Below are 22,957 nucleotides of genomic sequence, written 5' to 3'. Positions count from 1 at the left end.
GATGCCTGCCAATGTTAAGTAGAACTGCCTCGGATCTTTTCTGGATGTCGCGTTACCTGGAGCGAGCGGAGAACCTCGCCCGAATGCTGGACGTGAGCTATTCGCTGTCGCTGATGCCCCAGGACGGGCGTGGCGACGGGCTGGATGAGATAGCCATGCCGTTGTTGATCACCGGTACGCTGGAAACCTACATCGAGCGCCATGGCGAGTTGCACGCCGAGCGCATGCTGCACTTCTTCGCGCTGGATGCGAGCAACCCGGCCAGCATCTACAGCTGCCTGGGCGCTGCACGCGCCAGTGCTCACGCGGTGCGCGGTCGGATCACCGCCGACATGTGGGAGAACATCAACTCCACCTGGCTGGAAATTCGTGGCATTGCCCAGCAGGGGCTGACGCGTTACGGCATGAGCCGTTTCTGTGAGTGGGTCAAGGAGCGTTCGCACCTGTTTCGCGGCGCGACCTACGGCACCATCATGCGCAACGACGCGTTCCGTTTCATTCGCCTCGGGACATTCATCGAGCGCGCCGACAACACCATGCGCATGCTCGACGCGCGTTATGAAATGCTCGAACTGCGTGGCCCTCAGGCCAACGCCGCCGCCGACAATTCCGCTGCCGGTTATTACCAGTGGAGTGCGTTGCTGCGTGCGTTGTCGTCGTTCGAGGCGTATACCGAGGTATATCGCGACGCGCCGGGTGCACGTCAGGTGGCCGAACTGTTGCTGCTACGCGCCGACATTCCGCGCTCGTTGCGTGCCTGTCTGGAAGAGATGGACCTGATTCTTGCCAGTCTGCCCGGCGTCAATGGCAGACCCGCGCAGCGCATGGCGGCCGAGATGGATGCACGCCTGCGCTACACCAGTATCGACGAGATCCTGGATGAGGGCCTGCATGAATGGCTCAACGAATTCATCCCGATGCTCGCCCAACTGGGTGATGCTATCCACACTTCGTACCTGGAGGCTGCATGAGACTCTCAATTAGCCACGAAACCACCTATCACTATGATGATCAGGTGCGTTCCAGTATCCAGTACCTGCGCCTGACTCCCCACGACAGCGAGCGTCAGAAAGTGCTCAGCTGGCAATTGACGCTGCCACGCGAAGCGCGGGCGCAAGTCGATCCGTTCGGCAATATTCTGCATGTGCTGAGCCTTGAAGAACCTCATGAATCGATCATCATCGGCGCGCGCGGACAGGTGGAAATCGACGCGACCTGTGAAGCCGAACACGAAAGCCAGTCGCCGCTGCCGTTCCTGCGCGTGACTCGCCTGACCGAGCCGGATGAGGCCATTCGCAGCTTCGCGGCCGCTCAGTGTGGCAAGCGTCTCGACCGGACCGCACTGATCGACCTGATGCAGGCATTGAATCAGCACATGACGTACACGCAGGGCGCGACGGAAGTCGATACCAGCGCGGCGAAGGCATTTGCCGGACGCTCAGGCGTCTGCCAGGACCACACGCATGCCTTTCTGGCCTGCGCCCGGACCCTGGGTGTGCCAGCGCGTTATGTTTCGGGTTACCTGTGCAGCGAAGACAGCGACCACCTGTCCAGCCATGCATGGGCCGAGGCCTGGATCGATGATGCGTGGTACAGCTTCGACGTGACCAACCAACTGGCCATTCCCGAGCGCCATTTGAAACTGGCCGTCGGTCTGGACTATCTCGATGCGTGTCCGGTACGCGGGATGCGGCGTGGAGGCGGGGCAGAGCAGATGCACGCCAAGGTGGTGGTGTCGCCGATGGTGAGTGTGCCGAAGACCAAGGCAAGGGTTCAGGGTCAGGCGCAACATCAATAACCCTGCAAGTCCGATCCTCATATCAGGCAGCGCACTCATAAACGTGCCCTGTCTGATGTTTTCCCGGATTTATTCACGCATTTGAATATTATTCCGCCGGGTCGTCCGTAATGTCATACAGCGCGTTGTGCAACTCTTCGTAGTTGCCGCCGTTGATCACGCTGTAATAACCCGCTTTCATGAGCTTGTCCTGGGCTTTGCTGGCTTTCTCATTGGAACTGCTGAAAATCACGAACACGGCGTTGCGGTCGTTGAGCACCAGCTTCATCTGGTTTACCAGCCGTACCTGATCAACGCGTACGGCGTTGAGCACAGTGCCCGCGTCGTAATCGGTCTGGCTGCGGACATCCATGGCCAGCTTGCCTTCCTTCAACGCCGCAACGGCCGCGGCCTGATCCACATCGCCCGCCTGTGCGGCGAAGCTGCCTGTCAGTGCAATGAACAACGCGATCCATTGGCGCATGAGCCTTTCTCCCTTCATTCGAGTGGGAAGAGTGGCATAGTGGCGCGCAGTTCGATAGCGCAAGTTGACTAGCCGAACAGCCTGTTCAGGTTCGGCAAGATCAATAAAAGAGTGGTGGCGAAGACGATAAGACCCGCCTGACGTACTTTCGAATGTTTAAACATGGCTGACTGCCTTTTGTTGTTATTCCCGAGCGACAAAAGCTGACCGGTACATGAGCGGTAATACGGCAGCTGGCAAAGGTTTAGCGGTTGAACAGGCGGGTTCGATCAAGTGACCGCAACCTGACGCGGAACTGTTTTTATCGCGTCGTCCTGTTACAGACTTAACCTTAGAGGTCGCGTGCCCGATGCTTTAGATCCGTTGGGAATTTAAACGGGTGTCATTTTGAGCAAACGGTTATCAGTGCATGCGCTCACTGGCCTACAGCCCTTAACTAGACGCTTCAGGCCAGATACTGGTCTTTTTACCGTTCGTCCGGCTCGGAAATCTCTTACATCATCTGCGAGCGGTGCCACAGCAATTCGGTTCTAGTAAACGACGTGCGTAGACATTTTCTGGCTTTACGCTTGGCTGTAGCGTTTCAGTCGTCACCAGGTTGCGAAGCGCCGCTTGATTTGCATCAGCCATCAAGGCAGGCTGCCCGCGTGCGCTGTCGCTCATCACTGTTTCAGGTCCCTTTATATGCCGCTACGCATCTGCATTCTGGAAACCGACATCCTGCGACCGGAGCTGGTCGAGCAGTACCAGGGTTACGGACACATGTTTGAGTTGCTGTTCACGCGCCAGCCGATTGCTGCAGAGTTCGAAGTCTATAACGTGATGCAGGGCGTTTATCCACCCGATAGCGCCAGCTTCGACGCTTATCTGGTGACCGGCAGCAAAGCCGATTCGTTTGGCAGTGATCCATGGATTCAGGTGCTGAAAGCGTATCTGCTCAAGCTGTACGAGCGCGGCGACAAGCTGTTGGGTGTGTGCTTCGGTCATCAACTGCTGGCCCTGTTGCTGGGCGGCAAGACCGAGCGGGCGGTGCAAGGCTGGGGCGTGGGTATTCATCATTACCAAGTTGCCCCCGCCACGCCCTGGATGACACCGGCAATGGACAAGCTGACCCTGCTGATCAGTCATCAGGATCAGGTCACTACCTTGCCCGACAACGCCACAGTGATCGCCTCCAGCGACTTCTGTCCGTTTGCGGCGTACCACATCAACCATCAGGTGCTGTGTTTCCAGGGGCATCCCGAATTCATTCACGACTACTCGCGAACCCTGCTCGACATCCGTCAGGAATCGCTGGGCGAGCAGATCTATCAGAAGGGCGTCGCCAGTCTCGATCACGACCACCATGGCGTGACGGTAGCCGAATGGATGATGCGTTTCGTGGCGCACAAGCCGGATGCGGCGGCGGTGTGATGGGTCAGTGACGCCATCGCCGGCAAGCCGCCTCTTATCAAACAACCTGTAACCCACTGAAGAAACGCGATTTTGTGGGGGCGGACCGGGCGGCGTTCCGTTTGTCCGCGAAAAGGCCGGTACATCCGACGCATATGCAGTGGCTGAAATACTGCATTCGCGGACAAGTCCGCTCCCACCAAGTTTGCTGCGCGACAGCGCTACGTCGAAGACGTAGTGGCGCCTCCCACAAAAACTGCGTTTGTTCAGCAAGTTAAGTGGTGTTAGATAAAAATCAGCCTGTCTTTTTCGCCCGCACTGCCAAGCAGGGTACAACAGGCTACAACCACCCCGACCGCTTGAAGCTGGCGAACAGCGCAGAACACCCTCCGACGATCACGCCGAGCACGATGAAGTAACCGTAGTGCCAGGTCAGCTCGGGCATGTTCTCGAAGTTCATCCCGTAGATGCCTGCAATCGCCGTCGGGAACGCCAGGATGGCCGCCCAGCCAGCGAACTTGCGCTGCACGATGCTTTGTCGCGAGGACTCCAGCAGCAGGCCGATCTCTATGGTCTGACTGGCGATGTCGCACAGGTTGCCGAGGTCTTCCATTTGCCGTTTGACGTGAATCTCGACGTCGCGGAAGTACGGCCGCATATTTTTGTCGATGAAGGGAAAGCTGAGTTTCTGCAGCTCTTCGCCCACTTCAACCATCGGCGCCACGTAACGCCGCATTCTCAGCAGATCGCGACGCAAGGCGTGAATGTGCTGAATATCGGCTTCGCGCAACGCGCCACCCAGCACATTCTGCTCCAGCAACTCCAATTCGGCATGAATGGCTTCGGTCACCGGCTGATAGTTTTCGGTCACGAAATCCAGCAGGGCATACAGCACGAAGTCCTCGCCGTGCTCCAGCAGCAGAGGGCGGGCTTCACAGCGCTGGCGCACCAGTCCATAGGACTTGGAGTGGCCGTTGCGTGACGTAATGACGTAGCCCTTGCCCGCGAAAATATGGGTTTCGATGAACAGCAACTTGCCGTTGTCGCGCACCGGGGCGTAAGTCACGATAAACAGCGCGTCGCCGAAGGTTTCAAGCTTCGGGCGGCTGTGAACTTCCATCGCATCTTCCAGCGCCAGTTCGTGCAGGTTGAACTGTTTCTTCAGGCTGGTCAGTTCCTGGGCATTGGGCTGCTCCAGCCCGATCCAGACAAAGTGGCCGGGTTTGGCGGCCCAGGCTGCGCCCTCGTCCAGTGTGATATCCGTGACTTTCTTGCCTTTGCTGTAAACTGCGGCTGCAACAACTCGACCCATGGTGCTATCGCTTCTTCAATGTGGCTGTGGCGCAACAGGGGATGCGCGGTAGCTGATGAGATTAACCAAACGCGGATGAGTTCGCCGGTAAACAAAAAGCCCGCAATCGCGGGCTTTTCGGGTGGCCTTAAATAAAACTCTTTTTGTCCAGTTCGATGGCCGCGTCCAGGGCGTCCAGAAACGCTTTTCGGCTCTTGAGCTTGGTCTTCCCGTGGGCGTTCATGTTGATTTTCTTCAACTGCGTAGCAACCGTGCGTGCTGTCTCGGACAAGGCTTCGACGCTGACCACCTGGTCCAGAAACCCTGCCTGCATTGCACCCTCGGGGGTGAAGATTTCGGCGTTGATCACCGAGCGATTGAACGCCGACTTGCGCAGGCGATCACGGGCCAGTTCGATCCCGGCGTGGTGCATGGTCATGCCGATCTGCACTTCGTTCAGGCCGATGTTGAAGGGGCCTTCGACACCGATACGATAATCGGCCGACAGCAGCAGGAACGCGCCCTTGGCAATGGCATGGCCCGGGCACGCGACAATGATGGGGAAGGGGTGTGACAGCATGCGCCGGGCCAGAGTCGAACCCTGGGTAACCAGACTGCTGGCCGCTTCGGGGCTGGAGGTCATGACTTTCAGGTCGTAGCCGCCCGAGAGAATGCCGGGCTGGCCGGTCACGATCACCACTGCCCGATCCTTCTCGGACTGATCCAGTGCGGCATTGAATGCGGCGATGACGTCCGGGGAGATGGCGTTGACCTTGCCATTGTTCAGGGTCAGCGTGGCGATGCCATCGTCCAGTTGGTACGAGACCAGATCACTCATGACGCGATTCCTTTTTATTGAAGTGAGCAGACGTTACTCACCCATGCTGAACAGGTAAAGCGCTGACTGATGGGTCACTCATTTTTGCTGAAACGCCGGCTACACCTGAATATCGTTCAGCTCGCAGTACTCGTCCCAGTCCATGCCCAGTGCTTCGGCGACCTGCGCATGGGCTTCCAGACGCATCTGCTTGAGCTGTTCCGGCGATTCGGCAATCAACTCCAGCGCCAGTTCCCAGGGTTCGATCCCCTGGCTTTCGGCTTCATCCTCGAAAGCCCACTGAAGCTGCTGCTTCTGTTCGGCCGCGCTGAGCTGGCTGATTTCGTCTTTGAGCGTGGGATGGGTCGACAGGTATTTCGCCAGGGCGGCTTCGTTCCACTCAAGAGCGTTCATGCTGTATTCCTCGATCTGGCTGGGCGGCCGGAACCCATTGCAGCGCAGTCCGGCCAAACGGCGTGATTGTGCGGGAAGGGAGAAATACCTGCCAGTGCTGTCATAACACCTTGCCGTGTGTCTCGCGGTAGAGTGCCAACACAAACTCACCTGTCATCTGGAGAACATCGACATGATCAAAGTCAGCGTGCTGTACCCCTACAAGGAAGGTGCCCGGTTCGACCACGACTACTATCGCGACCAGCATATGCCGTTGGTGCAGTCCCTGATGGGCGAGCACTGCAAGCGCTACAGCGTCGACAAGGGCCTGGGTGGTGCAACGCCGGGCTCCACGCCGGTCTATGTCGGCATGTGCCACATCTACTGCGACTCGATTGAAGCGTTCCAGGCCGGCATGGGACCGCATCAGGAGCGGATCAACGCCGACATCATCAACTACACGGACCTGATTCCGGTGTTTCAGATCAGTGAGGTCAGGGCCGAGTAAGGCTCAATTGCCCGATACGGCTTTTCCGAATGAAGCGCCACCCGATGGATCAAAGCATTGACTGTCGTAGCGCGGACTCTGGCATTGAGAGGGCACATCGGGCGCCGGCAAATGGCTTTTCTGAAAGGCTTTGTAGCTTTCAGTCTCGTACACATTGACCTTGGCGCGGCCGCTGATTTGCAGGTATTCAGTGGCCTTCAGATTGACCTTGTGGGCGTGGTCGACGGGTTCGCCCTGACGTAGCATTTTCGGCGGACCGGGCCGTTGAACCGCGACCTCCGCCGCTCCATCGCATGGAATGGCCGCGTAGCTCACGTGGCCCTGCGCCGAGGTGCATTTGAAGATCTCGCTGTGCGCCATGCCTGAACCCGCTGCCGCTGTAATCGCAAGCAGCATTGAAAGCCTTTTCATCGTCATCCTCCATGAGTGGCGCAAGGCTACCAGTCCTGACGCGCGTCGCAAAGGGTTTGTGGCAGCTCCGTTCGTCAGTCCCGTGGCACGCCTGAGATGATTACGCCTCTGAAGAACAGGTTGTATGTTTTAACCCAATGGAGGCGCCTTATGACTGGCAACAAGCCAAGCGACAACAGTACCGACAAACCGGATTTCAATACCGAATCACCGGATGCCGGCGATCCGCAGGTTGATCCGGTCAAGCCCGCAAAAACGCCTGCCAAGGAGCATGGCACCAAGGACGACTATCCGCCCTACGAATCCGACAAGTAAGTCGAGAGAACAAATACCGGCCCCCGAAGTGATTCGGGGGCTTTTCATTTCACGGCGTTATTTGTTCGCGTCGAGGTATTCCAGCAGGTCTTCCATGCGCTGGTCGTTGCCCATCCACCACAGCTTCATGCGCGTCCCCGGCACCACTTCGCCCGGATCCTTGATGTACGTGGTGAGTTGCTCGCGGGTCCAGGTGATACCCGAGTTTTTCATCGCATCCGTGTACACATAGTCAGGGTGCTGACCCGCCTTGCTTCCGATGATGCCGTTGAGTGGCGGGCCAAATGCGCTGCGGGCACCGGGTCCGATCTTGTGGCAGCCTGAGCAGAGTCGGGTGAATACCGCTTTCCCGGCCTCTGCATCGCCAGCCCCTTGAGCGGTCGCGTGTATCGCCAGCGCGAGCAGAAATAGCGCAGTCTTTTTCATCGATCTCCCATCACGGGTCTGGACAGCCTGATTTTCAAGCGCTGCATGCTAACGCAGTCCCCGATTCGCTGAAACCTCAGGCTCTTTCAAGGGATGCGGCAGGGAACCACTTGCCCGGCCCGGCCGCCCATTGCCATCTCATCGTTCAGGACACGATCATGGCTCAGCAGGCTGTCAGCACTTTTCAGTTCTTCAAAGCATGCTCATACCTTGCCGAGCGCTGCGAGGACAACTGCTGCATGGTCTGGCCGGTATCGGTAGGGGCCAGAACCGTCGAGCTGTGGGACCAGAAACTGCCCCAGTTGCTCAACCTGATCGTCAAGGACGATGGCGGCACCTGGATGAAAAAGACCGATGGCGACTGCGTGGCGTTCGACAACGGGCGTTGCTCCGTCCATGCAACACACGGCGAAGACGCGCTTTCCGACACCTGCCGAATCTATCCGCGCATGTACCGGCGTATCAACGGCGCGCTGACCGGGTCGGCCAGCATGAGCTGTCCCGAAATCGTGCGGCTGGTCCTCAAAATTGCGACTCCCTTTGCGCCAGCGCAAGTCACCGTGGACGACAAGACGCTGTCTGCGTACCCGGACAAGGATTTCCCCGGCATCGATGCGGAGCAGCGCGCTGCTGTCGTTCAGCAACTGAACGAGTTGGTGCTTCAGGACCAGCAGACCACTCGCCACGCGCTGCTGAGGCTGCTGGACCTGACGCTCAAACTGGAAACCATTGCCTGCGAGGACTGGTTGTACGCATTGCCCGGACTGATCATGGATTACCAGACGCCTGCCGGTTCGGGCGAGTCGCTAGCGGTTGATCCGGTCATGGTCGTGCTGATCCAGATGCTCAACGGGCCGGGCGTGACAGAGGCGATGCGCGAGCAGGTCATTCGCTCGGTTGACGTCACCCCGGCCCAGGGTGATCAGCCTCAGGGCATGCGGCTCAAAACCGAGTTTCTGAACCTGGCCAGCGGACGGGCAGGGCAGGCGCTGGAGCCTGTCCTGAAACGCTTCGTCTGCGCCGAGATGTCCCGCACCGGCTTTCCATTCATCTCGACCACCGCGTATGGCCAGGACTACGGCACAAGCCTCAGTCAGTGGGCATGCACGCTCGCGCTGCGGACTCTGGCCTTGCGCTGTCTGTTGTTGGTGCACTGCGATCCAGTCACTCGGCAAGCCCCGGATGAGCAAGCCATTGTCGATCTGGTCTACCGCTTCTGTCGCAGCGCCAACCACAGCGTGGCGACAGGCGCAGAACTGTTTTTCAGGCAGAAACTGGGTGAGCAGGGTCTGGGCTATCTGCGCGTGCTGACTGATCTGGTTTGAGTTCGCGATAGAGCTGTAAGACTCATGGGCGCAGTGTGGCTCTGGAGCGATTCAAGCCAACGCGCTCACAGCCCAGTATGATTCCCGTACAAACGATGCCCGCCACCATGCCTATAAAAGCGAAAAATACCGCGCCTTCCAGGAAGGACTCCGGCAAGACATAATCGCCTCCCGACACCATCGCGTGCATGGCGTTGACGAGGTTTTCCAAGGTAATGCAAAGCCAGATCAGCAGCCCGGTGACGATACCTCCAGCGATGTAGCGCAACGGCGTCGTCAGATAGCGCTCGATAAACCACAACACTGGCCAGCCAGCGAGCATGCTCAGAAATGCTCCGACCAGACCTGCCATGACAAACGTCGACAGGCCAATGTCGGGGCCGTAGAAACCAATGACTGTTGTCGTCCCCAGCGTCAATGCGCCTGACAGCGGAACGGCATACAGAGCGGCGCGCTTTGCCGGGCGGCTCTGATTGTCACTCGTGCACAGTTTTTGAATGCCGTAGATCGTGGCTGAAAAAAGTATTGCGAGAGCGACGCCACGACCGATGGCCAGTGGCAGGCTGTTGAGTGAGGCGCCAGCCAGCAGCCATCCGGCCAGAGCTTGAATCAGCGCGTTGAACAGGTAGCGGCCTTTGGAATGGTTACCTTTGGCCTCGCTGCGCAGCAATAACGGAATGCCCAGAACAACCCCGATTAGGCAGCCGTAGAGAAAGCCTGGCATCAGGTTCTCTCCGTTCCAGACTTCGGTTAAGCCGCGGGTGATCGCAAACACGATGCCAGCACACAACGGCACAGCGACGAGGCGCAGCGCCTGCCCATGTCTTTCGGGTCTCATGTTGTTTTCCTTGAGCTCTGTGCCGGTTGCAGTGTCTGACCGGCTCCGCGTCGAGCATTGATACCGGATATCCCTGTAGCGAATATCGGCATGCCATTAGTTATGTTCGACGGCGGTCAGTGCTGTATTTCAGTTTACTTGCACCTTGGACGTCGCTCGAATTCTTGCGCGGGACGTGGATATTCTGCGATCCATCTGGACAAGTACCCAGGAAGCGACCAGCGAAGCGATGACGCCAAGTAGCAATGTTGTGACATCTTTACGCTGAGCATCCAGCGCTGTGAACGCCAGGAAGCCGACCGGTATATGTAAAAGATAGAAAGGGTAGGAGTACTCTCCGAAATGCTCGCTGATTCTGTTCTTGGGCATTCGGGCAAGATAGTCCACGATAGGCGCAGCGGTCAGCATGACCCCGTAGTAGCCCGCGGTAGACAGTACCCGTTGTATCTCCGGCCTCATTCCGGTCAGCGCCCAGTAAGCAGAGAACAGATAGCATGCAGCGAATATCAACAGGCTGATGCTGAAGGCCGCTTTTGATTTGAGAAACTCTGGAAGGTAAACGCGAGCGCACGCTCCGATTGCAAATCCAAGCGCGCCGGCTGCGACGTTCCCGTACCTGGCCTCCCAGGCAATCGATGCGTCTGAGGCGCTGGCTCCGCTGATCACATAGGCGTGATAGGCGATCGCCAAGGCCAGCCAGACCAGCAACAATCTCGGCGTGGCCAAAAGCAGGATCGGAATCAGCGCGTAATAGAATATTTCGACGAAGAGCGTCCAGCTGGGTGGCACCGTTCTGTCCCGGACAGAGAAGTCGAGGCCCAAAAGCGTCGCGTTCTGGAACCAACTGATCAAAGAGCCCGGCGTTGAGATGTTCGAATCGACTAACTGAAGCTGACTTCTGCTGAAAAACAAAAACACCACGGCGAAGGTGAAGAAGACCAGCAAGTAGGAGGGGTAGATACGCAATGCCCTGTTTATCGCGTATCGCCTGATTCCTGCGGCAGTGGTGCCATAGGTTTCCCTGATAATGGCCGTCATCAGATATCCACTGATAACATAAAACGAGAACACGGCAAGCCGTCCTACGCCGTATATGACCCATAGATGATTGAATGAAACCAGAATGGCCAAAATAAATCGCAGATATCCAAGCATCTTTTACTCGTCGTCCAATTCGAGCTGTGGATGAGCGTCTATCACCAGGCAGCAGGGCCGCAGATTCTATCAAAGCGAGATAAGCGTCTGCGTACTTTTTGCCTGGCGCGTGCATCTCGGACAGCAGCGCTGTTATCTCATCAATGTGTCTGCCTATGACGGCGTCGGCGTGCACAGAAACCATACGGAAACGAAAAAGCCCCGACGTTCACAAGGAATGTCGGGGCTTTTCGTGTATCGAATATGGCGGTGAAGGAGGGATTCGAACCCTCGATACAATTTCTTGTATACACACTTTCCAGGCGTGCTCCTTAAGCCACTCGGACACCTCACCGTATCTCGCTGACAACGTTGTGTCTGTCGAGGCGCGCTAATGTAGTCGAAAGCTTTTCGGAACGCAAAACTTTTTTTCAGAATTTTCATGCGGTTAAGCAGAAAAACGTGGTCTGCCCGCCGAAAGGTCTGCGCAGGCTGGCGGGCTCCGGGTTTCATGGGAAGGCCGGGCCAGCCAGGCGCGTCGTTCGAAGGCTGGGATCAGGCGCCGAAGCCGCCGTCGATGGTCAGGCTGGCGCCGGTGATGTAACCCGCTTCCGGGCCAGCGAGGTAGGCGACGAAGCTGGCGATTTCCTCGCTCTTGCCGTAGCGCGGGATCGCCATCATGGCCTTGAGGCTTTCAGCGAATTCACCGTGTCCTGGGTTCATGTCGGTGTCGACCGGGCCGGGCTGGACGTTGTTGACGGTGATGCCCTGCGGGCCGAGATCGCGCGCCAGGCCTTTGGTCAGGCCGACCAGCGCCGACTTGCTCATGGCATAGATCGCGCCGCCCGCAAAGGGCATACGATCGGCGTTGGTACTGCCGATGTTGATGATGCGTCCGCCTTCGCCCATGTGGCGAGCGGCTTCCTGGCTGGCGATGAACACGCTGCGTACGTTGATGGCCAGGGTTCGGTCGAAGTCCTGCATGCTGAATTCATTGAGCGAGGCAATGGCCAGTACGCCGGCGTTGTTGACCAGAATATCCAGCCCGCCCAGGTTTTCAGCGGCCGTCTGAATCGCCTGGCGGATGGCCTTTTCATCAGCGCTGTCGGCTCGAATGGCCAGTGCGCGGCCGCCGTTGGCAGTGATGCTGCCCTGTATTTCCAGCGCGGCTTCTTCAGAGCTGACATAGGTGAAGGCCACGGCAGCGCCTTCCTTGGCCAGGCGCTGGACAATGGCTGCGCCGATACCACGAGAGCCGCCTTGAACGAAGGCGACTTTGCCGGCGAGGTTCAGATGCTGAATCATGGTGTTCTCCAGTGTTTGGGTGCGACGGGACGTGGATGTGCGTAGACAGCGTAGTCGCAATAAGCTGTCGGGCGGCTGATACCGCACTGGAACCGAGCGCAACTTACGACTACTGTCGCAGGCTAGAATTTCAAGGAAATGAACCCCGATGGATATCCATCCCGACAGCGCGCTGATCCTGATCGACATGCAACAGGGCATCAATCATCCCAGGCTTGGGCGTCGCAACAACCCGCAGGCTGAAGCGCGCATGTCTGAATTACTGTCAGCGTGGCGGGAAGCCGGACGTCCGGTCATTCATGTCAGGCACTTCTCTACCTCGCCTTCTTCGGTGTTCTGGCCCGAGCAGTCCGGCGTGGAATATCAACCAGCCTTTGTGCCGCAGGCGGACGAGCGGGAACTGAGCAAGCAGGTGCCTGATGCCTTTTGTGGATCGTTTCTGGAGATGTGGCTGCGTTCGGATGGGATCAGGCAGATGGTGATCGCAGGCGTTGTCACCAATAACTCGGTGGAATCCACGGCGCGCAGTGGGGGCAACCTGGGTTTTGAAGTCATCGTTGCGCACGACGCCTGCTTTACCTTCGATCAGACAGACTTTTACGGTACGCCGCGCAGCGCCGAAGACGTGCATGCAATGTCACTGGCCAATCTGCACGGCGAGTACGCGACAGTGCTGTCCACGGCGCAGATTCTCGATCAGCGCTGAGTCGGGGGATTCTGCAGGAAAACCACGTAACCCTTGAACCAGGGGCTGTCTTCCAGATAAGCCGGTGCCAGCCAGTCACCACCCTGAATCAGCCCGACCTTGAACGGAAGGCCGAGACGGCCAAGGCGGGGCAGGTACGCAGCGTAATCCGGGATGCTGTGGCGGCCCTGATAGGTCTGCACCACCACTTCATCCACCACGCCTTTCAGCTCGGCGATAGCGGTGATGTCGGCATTGCTGCTCCAGTCCATCAGCCCGGTGATGCTCAATCGGTAGTCTTCAGGCAGGCGCTGGCGCAGGTCGCGCAGGAAGTCGACGTACTCATTCAGGTAGCGGGTGCGGGCGTCGAAGTCGATCTGGATGCCGATCACGTGGGTACCGGATGCTTTCCAGCGCTGAGCCTGACCAAGCAGTTGCCGGTAGACAGCATCCGGCCAGCGCAGCGTGTGGGCGCGATAGACCAGCCATACATGTTCCTGCGGCAAGCGCGTGACCGAGACGCCCTGCGCGATGAAGCTGACACGTTGCTGCGGATCCCGGCGCGACGTGCTGACCTGGCCTTGCAGCACATACAGGGTTTTTGCCTGATCCATCACTGGCTGCGGCCTGACGCCTGCCCACAGCCAGAACGCATCGTAATCTTCGGCATTGACTGCCGCATCTGCCTGGCCGAGCGTCAAAAGACAAAGCAGGGCAAGGCAGCGCTGGAGCCTTTGCATTACCAGTAGTACTGCTGGGTCTGGCCCCATTGGGTGTTGGCGAAGTCTTTTTTCAACTGGCGGAACCAGCTCTTGCGCACAGAGGGTTCGACTTCCTTGCCGCCGCACGTGTTGTAGCCGGACGGGCCGTAGCAGTTGACCGCCCTGTACAGCGCGTAGGCTTTTTCGTCACGCGGCGCCTTGGGGTTGGCGATGACGGTCTTGTAGCCTTCCAGTCGGGAAAACGCCTCACCACTGAAGCCCGGCGCGCTGCCGCCCAGCGTATCGGCGTGGCGCTTGCTGTCCAGCGGCATGCCGTCGAGGCTGTTGGCCCGGATGAACTCGCCCATGCAATTCAGCGCCTTGGGGTCCTTCGCATCGAGCTTCAATGCGGCGGCTGTCTGCACGATGGCGGGGCAGGTGTAGCCGGATTCGGACGGGGTGCCCTGCCATTGAAACAGGCTCAACGAGGGACCTTTTTCGTACGTATAGCCCAAGGCGTAACCCAGTTTTTCTTCCGGCAGTTTTTCCGGAAGGCGTTTCAGGTCTTCGGCAAAGTCTGCATAGCGGTTGCGCATCAGGTCTTTGTACAGCAGGACGAACAACGCCGTGTTGCGCTCGGTCTCGGTCGGCCCTTGGGTGGTCTGCTGGCGTAGCAGGTCGCCATCGGCGACCCGGCTGAGCAGGATGTAACGCACTTTGTCCGACCGAATGGGCGAGTCGGCAGCAAACACGCTGGACAGCTGCTCGTTACGCTCGAAACTCATGGCCAGCGCCAGTTCCAGTTGTTCGCGTTGCAGCGGTTGTGTGGCGCGGGGCAGCATCTCCAGCCACAGCGCTTGCGCGCCCTTGATGTCCTGACGGGCCTGCAACGCCAGGCCGCGCAGCAGGTGCTGGCTGAACGTCAGATAGTCAAAGTGCTCGGGCAACTCGGTAGGCAGGCGCTCAAGGGCTTGTTGTGGATCATCCAGGACGTACAGCGCAAGTGCGCCTTGCAGATAGCGGTAGAGTTCGGGCTGGTCGGCAAACGACGATTCCTGGGTTTTCAGATCGGCTTCGCTCAATCTGGGGCTGGACGTTTCACGCATGCGAATCAGGTCGGTGATCGCCAGCATCCAGGGTGAGCGCAGGTTCTGTCTGTCGCTGCCCAGTACGGCCCGGTCCATTTCGATAACGAGTGGCTCAAGGTCGCCTGAGGCCTTGCCTTGCTGCTTGAGCTGCCAGGCATAATCCTCGGCCAGTTTCACGTCATCGCCCGCCAGCCAGTGCACGCGGCGCAAAAGCCCTCGGGCCGAGTCTGCGTAATCGCCGTCGGGGTAGCTGTCCAGATACTGTTTGAACGCCGTTTCGACTTCCGCGAGCGCGGATTTGTCGATCTTGTCGCGCTGCAACTGGCTGTATTCGTCGAACACGTCCTCCTGGGCGCTGTTCAGTCTGGTACGCGCGACCATGTAAACGGCGGTTTGCTTGAGCCACGGCTGCGGGCTGTCTGCCAGCGCGGTGAAGCCTGTCAGTGCTTCGTCAAAGTTGCCGTTGTAGAAGGCACCGGCGGCGCGCAGGTACGTGGCGAATGCCTTGCCGGTCGCAGAGGCTACGGCCTTGGGTTGCAGGGCTTCCCGAGCGTCAGCATCCCAGGCGCAGGCAGCCAGCATCTGCATGCGGCTGTCGGCCAGTGCCTTGCGTTCGGCATCCGTCAATTCGGTGCTGGCCAGAACCTGACTGATAAATGCCTGGGCGCTTTCATCAGAGTTACTGCGACAGCGACTACCTTCGCCGGACAGGAACTCATCACCCGCCGCTGGCGTATCGGCGCGCGTCAGCCCCAGTTTTTCGAGCATGGCTGTCAGTGATGCTTGCGCCGCCGTAGCGGTTGGCTCGTCGGGCTTCACTTCCTCGGCGGTTTCTGTAGCCATTGCCAGATCGGTCGCGCCGAAGCGAAACAGCGAGAACGGTACGGCGCCAAATCCTTCTTCCCGCTCCAGGTTTTTCTCGCCTGACAACTGGAACGTCTTCAGTCCCTTGTCAGCCAACAGCAGGCGCAGATTCACCTCGCTGTCATTGCCTGGGCTGAGGAACGGCAGGTTGCTGCACGCATCCAGGTTTTCCTTGAGCACCGTCCAGGAGGGGTAGCAGGAATCGTCGCCACTGGCATTGGCCTGATTGAGAAGGGCAGAGCCCACCATGACCGCTGTAACGGTCAGCAACCGGGTACGCATGAGAAGTCCTTTAGTCGAGGGTACAAGCGCTGCCGATAGTAGCTCAGTGCCTGTACCCTCGGCTGCTATTTTCTGGACTTCTTGGGTGCTGCGGGAAGAGGTGCGAACAGGGCCTGCAGGTCTTCGTCGCGCAGCTTCCAGTCGCCGCTGGCCCGGCCATCGAGTACGCCTGCCGCCAGGGCGGATTTCTCGCGTTGCAGGCGCTGGATTTTCTCTTCCACCGTGCCGCGCGCGATCATCTTGTAGACGAACACCGGCTTGTCCTGACCGATGCGATAGGCGCGGTCGGTGGCCTGGTTTTCGGCGGCCGGGTTCCACCATGGATCGTAGTGAATCACGGTGTCGGCGGCGGTCAGGTTGAGGCCGGTACCGCCCGCTTTCAGGCTGATCAGAAAGATCGGCAGCTTGCCGCTCTGGAAGTCGTGGATCGGCGTGCGTCGGTCGCGAGTCGAGCCGGTGAGCAGGGCGTAAGGAATGCCGCGCTGTTTCAGTTCGGCCTCGATCAGGCTCAGCATCGAGGTGAACTGCGAGAACAGCAGGATCTTGCGTCCTTCGGCCAGCAGTTCGTCGAACATTTCCATCAGGCTGTTGAGCTTGCCGGAGGTGCCTTGCTTGCTGTTGACCGGCATGTCCGGGTTGACCAGCCGCAGGTCGCAGCACACCTGACGCAGCTTGAGCAGCGCTTCGAGAATGATGATCTGACTGCGGGCCACACCCTTGCGAGTGATTTCGTCGCGGACCTTCTTGTCCATCGCCAGACGCACGGTTTCATACACGTCGCGCTGGGCGTCATTGAGGTCGACCCAGTGAATGATTTCGGTCTTGGGCGGCAGTTCGGTCGCGACCTGTTCCTTGGTGCGGCGCAGCAGGAAAGGTTTGATGCGTGCATTCAGGTGTTGCAGGCGGTCCTGATTGCCGTGCTTCTCGATCGCGGTGCGGTAGTTGCTGTTGAACTCCTTGCTGTTGCCCAGCCAGCCGGGCATCAGGAAGTGGAACAGCGACCACAGCTCGCCCAGGTGGTTTTCCAGTGGCGTGCCACTCAGGCACAGACGCTGGCGCGCATTGAGGTCTCGTGCCGCCTGCGCGGCCTTGCTGTTGGGGTTCTTGATGTACTGGGCTTCGTCAAGAATCAACAGGTGGAACGACTGGCTTTTAAGCAGTTCGAGGTCGCGGGGCAGCAACGCGTACGTGGTCAGGATCAGGTCGTAGTCCTGCAGGTTGCTGGCGTCCTGATGACGATTGGCGCCATACAGCGCCAGCACCTTGAGGTCTGGCGTGAAGTGTTCGGACTCGTCCAGCCAGTTGGGGATCAGGCTGGTCGGCATTACTGCCAGTGCCGGACGATCCAGACGCCCGGCCTGTTTTTCCATCAACAGGTGCGCCAGTGTCTGCAGGGTCTTGCCCAGGCCCATGTCGTCAGCCAGCACGCCACCGACTTCCAGCTCGCGCAGGGACTGCATCCAGCTCAGGCCCTCCAGCTGATAGGGTCGCAAGGTCGCGTTCAGACCATCGGGGACCGCTACTGGCGCGTCCTTGATGTTGATCAGGCGCTCGGCAAAATGCCGCAGCCGGTCGCCACCCTGCCAGGTCAGCGGCAGGTCTTCGAGTTGCGTCAGCCGGGCTGCGTCGGCCCTGCTCATGCGCAGCGCGTTGTTACCTTCCTGGCGCCAATAGAAATCACCCAGCGTCGCCAGCACCGGCTTGAGCCGGCCGTAGGGCAGGGCGATCTGCACCGGGCTGCCGCCGCTTTGCGTGAAGTGGTTGAGCTGCACCAGCAGTTGTTCTTCGTCGCCGCGCTTGGCAACGGCCGAAGGGCTCATCAGTTCGGGATGGCTGCGTATCAGGTTGATCAGGATTGGCAGCAGGCTCAGGCGTTCGCCATTGACGATGATGCCCAGTTCCAGATCGAACCAGTCGCGTTCGTTCTCCTCATCAATGACCGCGTACCAGTCTTCAACCGGCGTGACGTCAAAGCCGAACTCGTCCTGAATCTCGATCTCCCAGCCTTGCTCGCGAAGCTTTGGCAGGTCGTCCAGCACGAAATGCAGCCAGGCCTTGTCGTTCGGCAACTCGTACATGTCGCCGGCGCTGTCGGGCAGAGCCTTGCTCTGCCGCGTGGAAACCTTGAACCCCAGATCGGTCAGTTGCTGGCGCAGCTGCCGTTCCTGCTCGCCCTGACGGCGGATGCGCAGGGTTTCGGTTTCGGTGTGTTCGATGATGTCGCTTTTCTGGTTCACCAGATCGCTGCCCAGCGAACTCACCAGAATGCTGACGTTGGTCGTACCGACCGCGTAGTGCTTGCCATAGGCGAACGCCAGTGCGGCGCGATGCTGAATGTGCCGTTGCATGCGTCCGTTGCGCGGTTCGTAGGCGCTGAACTCGATGCTGGCCAGAATCAGTCGTGGTTTGGGTTGCAGGTTGTCGACCAGTCGCTCGGGCAGTTTTGGCTTCTGCTCGATCTGTGCCTGGATCTCCCGCTCGTGGGTACTCAGCGCAGCCTGCAGCAAAGGCTGGTTGGTCGGGTCCGCAAGGAAGTACATGGCCGCGACACAGTGTTTGCAGTCGTTGCGCACAGGGCAGGTGCATTTGCAGGTCAGGTAATTGCGGTAGCGATCCGGATCCTTGAACAGCAGCGTCTGGGTGTAGATCTCCAGCCCCGAGCCTCGGCAGGCGGTACGGATGATCTGCGGGCTGGAGTCTTCCAGCACGATGCGTTTCTGGCGGGCATAGTCGCGCCCGCGCTCAAGCGTTCGATCAGTGAACAGGTCTGTCCAGGCCGAGGCGAGGACTTTTTCGAGAATGGACGACAAGTTAAAAAAAGCCCTACGCCGCAGCGATGCTCAAAAAGAAAGGGAGCACGCCTGTGCTCCTTGAATACGTAACGATCACAGTGGAGAGACTTTGATCAGCAGCGCCAGATTGCCGTTATCCAGGTAATTCAGCCCGCCATTCTTGACCCTGGCGGTCTGCTTCAGGCGCTCGCTGTTGAGGACCAAGCCATGCGGGTCCAGCTGGTTGACCCAGAACTGCGCATCGATGTCGGTGAAACGATCCATTGCCAGGCTCACCGTGCCCTCGATGGGGAAGTGGCCGAGCTGTTCTTTGCCGGTGGCAACGGCAATTTTAACGGGCTCGGTGCCAATCGTCTGCTGCCAGGCGCGCTGCATCAGCACCTCATAGTTGCCACTGCCCTGCAATTTGGCGACCAGATCGTTGAGCGCCGGACTGCGCTCATCGGCTGCGGCGATTTTCTGCGCACCGGCGTCCCAGTCTTCGGGCGCGAGCTGGCGCGTGGCTGCAGGCTCTCCGCTCTGGCGGAACAGGATCAGCTCCACCTGATAGGTGCCCTCGGCAAAGGCGCCCGGCGCGACGAGCACCAGCAGCAGGGACAATGAGCGAAACAGACGCATGGATGAATCCTTCAAGCAGTTGTCGGGGTCAGGCGCTCAAGCAGCGCTTCGATCGTGTTGAAACGCTCATCTGCGCGCTCCATCGGCACCATGAATTTGAACAGCGTGGCGCCTTCGAACTTGTAACGGTTGGGCTGGCTCTGAATCAGCTTGATCAGGGTCAGCGGGTCGACCGGCGTTTCGGCGGCAAACTCGATGCGCCCGCCTTGCGGCCCGGCGTCGATCTTGCGAATGCCCAGTTGCTCGGCGCGCAGTTTGAGTTGCGTGATCCGCACCAGCGCCTTGGTCGGCTCGGGCAACAGGCCGAAGCGGTCGATCATCTCGACCTGCAGGTCCTTCAAACCATCCTCGTCGGCGGCATTGGCAATGCGCTTGTAGAGAATCAGGCGGGTATGCACATCGGGCAGGTAGGCCTCGGGAATCAGCGCAGGCACGCGCAGGTTGATTTCCGGTCCTCCGCCCAGCGGCTGGTCGAGGTTGGGCTGTTCGCCCTTGCGAATCGACTTCACCGCACGTTCGAGCATTTCCATGTACAGCGTGAAACCCACGGCCTGGATCTGGCCGCTCTGGCCGTCGCCCAGCAGTTCGCCCGCGCCACGGATTTCCAGGTCGTTGGTGGCAAGCACGAAGCCTGCGCCCAGGTCCTGGGTGTTGGCGATGGCTTCCAGACGCTTCTCGGCATCGCGGGTGACTTGCTTGCGTGGCGGTGTCAGCAGATAGGCATAGGCCTGGTGGTGACTGCGTCCGACACGGCCGCGCAACTGATGCAATTGCGCCAGACCGAACTTGTCGGCGCGCTCGATGATGATGGTGTTGGCGCTCGGCACGTCAATGCCGGTCTCGATGATGGTCGAGGCGATCAGCACGTTGAAGCGCTTGTGGTAGAAGTCGCTCATCACCTGTTCGAGTTCACGCTCGCGCATCTGGCCGTGGCCGATGCCGATACGCGCTTCGGGCACCAGTTCGGCGAGGTCGGCGGCGCATTTCTCGATGGTCTTGACGTCGTTGTGCAGGTAATAGACCTGGCCGCCGCGCAGCAGCTCGCGCAACAGTGCTTCCTTGATCGTGGGCTTGTTCTGCTCCATGACGAAGGTGCGCACCGAAAGCCTGCGCGCTGGCGGCGTGGCAATGATCGACAGGTCGCGCATGCCCGACACGGCCATGTTAAGCGTGCGCGGAATAGGCGTTGCAGTCAGGGTCAGAATGTCGACTTCGCTGCGCAGGGCCTTGAGCTGTTCTTTCTGGCGGACACCGAAACGGTGCTCTTCGTCGATGATGACCAGCCCCAGATTCTTGATCTTCACGTCGTCCTGCAGCAGCTTGTGCGTGCCGATGACGATGTCGATCTTGCCTTCGGCCAGATCGGCGACGGCGGCGCTGACTTCCTTGGCCGACTTGAAGCGGCTCATGACTTCGACAGTCACTGGCCAGTCGGCGAAACGGTCGCGGAAACTGTTGTAGTGCTGCTGGGCGAGCAGGGTGGTCGGTACCAGAATCGCGACCTGACGCCCGCCGTGCACTGCAATGAATGCGGCGCGCATGGCGACTTCGGTCTTGCCGAAGCCCACGTCGCCGCAGACCAGACGATCCATGGGTTTGGGCGCGAGCATGTCGGCGCGCACGGCCTCGATGGTCGTCTGTTGATCCGGCGTCTCTTCAAACGGGAAGCCTGCGCTGAAGGTCGCGTAGTCGGCTTTCGGATCGGCGAACGCGTAGCCTTCGCGGGCGGCGCGGCGGGCATAGATGTCGAGCAGCTCGGCGGCCACATCGCGCACTTGCTCGGCGGCCTTGCGCTTGGCTTTCTGCCAGGTTTCCGAACCCAGACGGTGCAGCGGCGCCATTTCGTCGTCGCTGCCGGTGTAGCGGGCGATCAGGTGCAGGTTGGCGACCGGGACGTACAGCTTGGCGTCCTCGGCGTACGCCAGCATCAGGAATTCAGCGACCTGATTTTCGACTTCCAGCGTGGCCAGCCCCAGGTAGCGTCCGACACCGTGGTCGATGTGCACCACCGGCGCGCCTTCGCGCAGTTCGGTCAGGTTCTTGATGACCGCGTCGTTATTGCCGCCATCGGTGCGCTTCTCGCGCCGACGGCGTTGCATGACGCGCTGGCCGAACAGCGGGCTCTCGGCAACCAGCGCAAGGGCCGGGTCTTCCAGCAGCAGGCCTTCGTCCAGCGGCGCGATGGTGATTGCCAGCCGGTCCTTGCCGTCCACGAAGTCGAGCCAGCTGTCGACCGTCTTTGGCCGCAGCTTGAGGCGCTCCAGCAACTCCAGCAGCACTTCCCGGCGCCCCGCCGATTCAGCGGTGAACAGCACGCGACCGGGGAATTCATCGAGGAATTTCGACAGCGCGGCCAGCGGCTGGACTGCCTTGGCTTCAATGGCCAGATCCGGCAGGCTCTGCGCGGGGAAACGCGAGCGTTCGCCACCTGCTTCGATGTCCTGCTGGCTGGCAACGACGCGCGGCCAGTTCTTCAGGCGCGCGAAACAGTCTTCCACTGGCAGGAACAGTTCGGCGGGCGGCAGCAAGGGGCGCGATGGGTCGACGCGGCGCTCTTCGTAGCGGTTGCGCACGTCTTTCCAGAAGTTTTCCGCCGCCTGTTCAATGCCCGGCAGCGAGAACACCTGAGTGTCCTGCGGCAGGTAGTCGAACAGGGTCGAGGTTTCCTCGAAGAACAGCGGGATGTAGTACTCGATACCGGCGGGCGTGATGCCGCTACTCAGGTCCTGAAAAATCGGACTGCGCCGGAAATCGACGTCGAAACGCTCGCGGAAGCGTGCCTTGAAGCGGGTGACTTCTTCTTTCTTCAGCGGGAATTCACGTGCAGGCAGCAGGCGTACCGATTCGACCTTCTCGATGGAACGCTGCGTGTCCGGGTCGAAGGTGCGCAGGGTTTCGATCTCATCGTCGAACAGGTCGATGCGGTAAGGCACCTTGCTGCCCATCGGGAACAGATCGATCAGCGCGCCGCGTACCGTGAACTCGCCATGCTCGTAGACCGTGTCCACGTAGCGATAACCGCTGGCTTCCAGACGGGTGCGCATGGCCTCGACATCGAGCTTCTGGCCGACGTCCAGCACCAGGCTACTGCCCAGCAGGAATTTGGTCGGCGCCAGTCTGTGTAGGGCCGTGGTGATCGGTACTACGAGAACGCCATGTTCCAGTTCCGGCAGGCGATACAGGCTGGCGATACGCTGGGAAATGATGTCCTGGTGCGGCGAGAACAGATCGTAGGGCAGGGTTTCCCAGTCCGGGAAGTGCAGAACCGGCAGCGTGGGCGCGAAGAACTTCAGTTCCTGTTCCAGCCGCTCGGCACTCTGGCTGTCGGCGGTCAGAAGCAGGGTGAAGCGCTTGGCAGCGCTGGCAGCCTCGGCGATTGCCAGGCTCAGTGCGGCACCGGGAAGATTGCCCCAGTGGTGTTTGCCTGCAGCGGCAGAAAGAAGCGGTAGACGCAGAACTGGCACGGAAGGTCAGGCTCCAGGCGTTGCGACAGGGGCGGCGATTGTAGCGG

21 protein-coding genes and 1 tRNA gene are annotated in these 22,957 nt (G+C 59.6%); 7 read left to right on the top strand and 15 right to left on the bottom strand.

What is annotated here, in order from left to right:
- Window positions 1-11: 11 nt before the first annotated feature.
- Together AC0IXS_RS05255 and AC0IXS_RS05250 are read left to right on the top strand one after the other, a co-directional pair.
- The gene (locus AC0IXS_RS05255) at window positions 12-971 is read left to right on the top strand and encodes an alpha-E domain-containing protein (protein WP_004880946.1); all 960 of its coding nucleotides are present in this window, start codon (window positions 12-14) and stop codon (window positions 969-971) included.
- Complete coding sequence (locus tag AC0IXS_RS05250; protein WP_449121696.1) at window positions 968-1,798, top strand: transglutaminase family protein; 831 nt, start codon at window positions 968-970, stop codon at window positions 1,796-1,798. The genes AC0IXS_RS05255 and AC0IXS_RS05250 overlap by 4 nt, the downstream gene beginning before the upstream one ends.
- An 88-nt stretch (window positions 1,799-1,886) precedes the next feature.
- On the opposite strand, the gene AC0IXS_RS05245 is transcribed toward AC0IXS_RS05250, so the two are convergent.
- A complete protein-coding gene (locus AC0IXS_RS05245; protein ID WP_029242956.1) occupies window positions 1,887-2,261 on the bottom strand; it encodes a rhodanese-like domain-containing protein in 375 nt (124 codons plus the stop codon).
- Between the two features lie 684 nt (window positions 2,262-2,945).
- Here AC0IXS_RS05245 and AC0IXS_RS05240 point away from each other — a divergent pair.
- Window positions 2,946-3,674, top strand: a complete 729-nt coding sequence (locus tag AC0IXS_RS05240) for an amidotransferase (RefSeq protein ID WP_191954336.1) — start codon at window positions 2,946-2,948, stop codon at window positions 3,672-3,674.
- Window positions 3,675-3,993: 319 nt separating this feature from the next.
- On the opposite strand, the gene AC0IXS_RS05235 is transcribed toward AC0IXS_RS05240, so the two are convergent.
- From AC0IXS_RS05235 to AC0IXS_RS05225, 3 genes are all read right to left on the bottom strand, one after another.
- The gene (locus tag AC0IXS_RS05235; RefSeq protein ID WP_057409161.1) at window positions 3,994-4,965 is read right to left on the bottom strand and encodes a magnesium and cobalt transport protein CorA; all 972 of its coding nucleotides are present in this window, start codon (window positions 4,963-4,965) and stop codon (window positions 3,994-3,996) included.
- 127 nt (window positions 4,966-5,092) lie between these two features.
- On the bottom strand, window positions 5,093-5,782 hold the full coding sequence (locus tag AC0IXS_RS05230) for a crotonase/enoyl-CoA hydratase family protein (protein ID WP_122690545.1): 690 nt from the start codon (window positions 5,780-5,782) through the stop codon (window positions 5,093-5,095).
- 99 nt (window positions 5,783-5,881) lie between these two features.
- Entirely contained in the window at window positions 5,882-6,175 is a 294-nt protein-coding gene (locus tag AC0IXS_RS05225; protein ID WP_004880967.1) for a DUF6388 family protein, read from the bottom strand.
- Between the two features lie 172 nt (window positions 6,176-6,347).
- Between AC0IXS_RS05225 and AC0IXS_RS05220 the strand changes: the two genes are divergently transcribed.
- Window positions 6,348-6,662, top strand: coding sequence for an EthD family reductase (locus AC0IXS_RS05220; protein ID WP_471824040.1), 315 nt, complete (start codon window positions 6,348-6,350; stop codon window positions 6,660-6,662).
- A 3-nt stretch (window positions 6,663-6,665) separates the two neighbouring features.
- Here the strand turns inward: AC0IXS_RS05220 and AC0IXS_RS05215 are convergent, their stop codons facing one another.
- Window positions 6,666-7,073: a DUF4124 domain-containing protein gene (locus tag AC0IXS_RS05215; protein WP_137202652.1), complete on the bottom strand. Its 408-nt coding sequence runs from the start codon at window positions 7,071-7,073 to the stop codon at window positions 6,666-6,668.
- Between the two features lie 150 nt (window positions 7,074-7,223).
- On the opposite strand from AC0IXS_RS05215, the gene AC0IXS_RS05210 reads away from it, so the two are divergent.
- Window positions 7,224-7,388 carry a DUF6021 family protein gene (locus AC0IXS_RS05210; protein WP_004880973.1) on the top strand — a complete coding sequence of 55 codons (165 nt, stop codon included), beginning with the start codon at window positions 7,224-7,226 and terminating at the stop codon, window positions 7,386-7,388.
- Window positions 7,389-7,445: 57 nt separating this feature from the next.
- Here AC0IXS_RS05210 and AC0IXS_RS05205 read toward each other — a convergent pair whose 3' ends face one another.
- Window positions 7,446-7,814, bottom strand: coding sequence for a c-type cytochrome (locus tag AC0IXS_RS05205; protein ID WP_025995281.1), 369 nt, complete (start codon window positions 7,812-7,814; stop codon window positions 7,446-7,448).
- 158 nt (window positions 7,815-7,972) lie between these two features.
- Here AC0IXS_RS05205 and fliB point away from each other — a divergent pair, with 158 nt between their 5' ends.
- Window positions 7,973-9,139 carry a flagellin lysine-N-methylase gene (gene fliB, locus AC0IXS_RS05200; RefSeq protein WP_191957089.1) on the top strand — a complete coding sequence of 389 codons (1,167 nt, stop codon included), beginning with the start codon at window positions 7,973-7,975 and terminating at the stop codon, window positions 9,137-9,139.
- Between the two features lie 22 nt (window positions 9,140-9,161).
- Here fliB and AC0IXS_RS05195 read toward each other — a convergent pair whose 3' ends face one another.
- From AC0IXS_RS05195 to AC0IXS_RS05180, 4 genes are all read right to left on the bottom strand, one after another.
- Window positions 9,162-9,977, bottom strand: coding sequence for a hypothetical protein (locus AC0IXS_RS05195; protein WP_057411083.1), 816 nt, complete (start codon window positions 9,975-9,977; stop codon window positions 9,162-9,164).
- A gap of 129 nt (window positions 9,978-10,106) precedes the next feature.
- Window positions 10,107-11,132 (bottom strand): acyltransferase family protein, encoded by a 1,026-nt coding sequence (locus AC0IXS_RS05190; protein WP_057411084.1) that lies wholly within the window; start codon window positions 11,130-11,132, stop codon window positions 10,107-10,109.
- 244 nt (window positions 11,133-11,376) lie between these two features.
- Window positions 11,377-11,466, bottom strand: a tRNA-Ser gene (locus tag AC0IXS_RS05185).
- A 200-nt stretch (window positions 11,467-11,666) separates the two neighbouring features.
- Complete coding sequence (locus AC0IXS_RS05180) at window positions 11,667-12,416, bottom strand: 3-oxoacyl-ACP reductase family protein (RefSeq protein WP_057411085.1); 750 nt, start codon at window positions 12,414-12,416, stop codon at window positions 11,667-11,669.
- Between the two features lie 148 nt (window positions 12,417-12,564).
- On the opposite strand from AC0IXS_RS05180, the gene AC0IXS_RS05175 reads away from it, so the two are divergent.
- Window positions 12,565-13,122 carry a cysteine hydrolase family protein gene (locus AC0IXS_RS05175; RefSeq protein WP_057411086.1) on the top strand — a complete coding sequence of 186 codons (558 nt, stop codon included), beginning with the start codon at window positions 12,565-12,567 and terminating at the stop codon, window positions 13,120-13,122.
- On the opposite strand, the gene AC0IXS_RS05170 is transcribed toward AC0IXS_RS05175, so the two are convergent.
- The 5 genes from AC0IXS_RS05170 to mfd form a co-directional block, all read right to left on the bottom strand.
- Window positions 13,113-13,841: a DUF3142 domain-containing protein gene (locus AC0IXS_RS05170; protein ID WP_057411087.1), complete on the bottom strand. Its 729-nt coding sequence runs from the start codon at window positions 13,839-13,841 to the stop codon at window positions 13,113-13,115. The genes AC0IXS_RS05175 and AC0IXS_RS05170 overlap by 10 nt on opposite strands.
- Window positions 13,841-16,036: a PA5441 family protein gene (locus tag AC0IXS_RS05165; protein WP_471824036.1), complete on the bottom strand. Its 2,196-nt coding sequence runs from the start codon at window positions 16,034-16,036 to the stop codon at window positions 13,841-13,843. The genes AC0IXS_RS05170 and AC0IXS_RS05165 overlap by 1 nt, the downstream gene beginning before the upstream one ends.
- 65 nt (window positions 16,037-16,101) lie before the next feature.
- Complete coding sequence (locus AC0IXS_RS05160; RefSeq protein ID WP_043306655.1) at window positions 16,102-18,846, bottom strand: DEAD/DEAH box helicase; 2,745 nt, start codon at window positions 18,844-18,846, stop codon at window positions 16,102-16,104.
- Window positions 18,847-18,921: 75 nt separating this feature from the next.
- A complete protein-coding gene (locus AC0IXS_RS05155) occupies window positions 18,922-19,446 on the bottom strand; it encodes a CsiV family protein (protein ID WP_191954340.1) in 525 nt (174 codons plus the stop codon).
- A gap of 11 nt (window positions 19,447-19,457) precedes the next feature.
- Window positions 19,458-22,910: a transcription-repair coupling factor gene (gene mfd / locus AC0IXS_RS05150; RefSeq protein ID WP_004880995.1), complete on the bottom strand. Its 3,453-nt coding sequence runs from the start codon at window positions 22,908-22,910 to the stop codon at window positions 19,458-19,460.
- Window positions 22,911-22,957: the final 47 nt, after the last annotated feature.

The organism is Pseudomonas sp. AC016 (assembly GCF_979253365.1).
The sequence above is the reverse complement of the archived record's forward strand: the minus strand, read 5'-3'. Positions and strand labels throughout refer to the sequence as shown.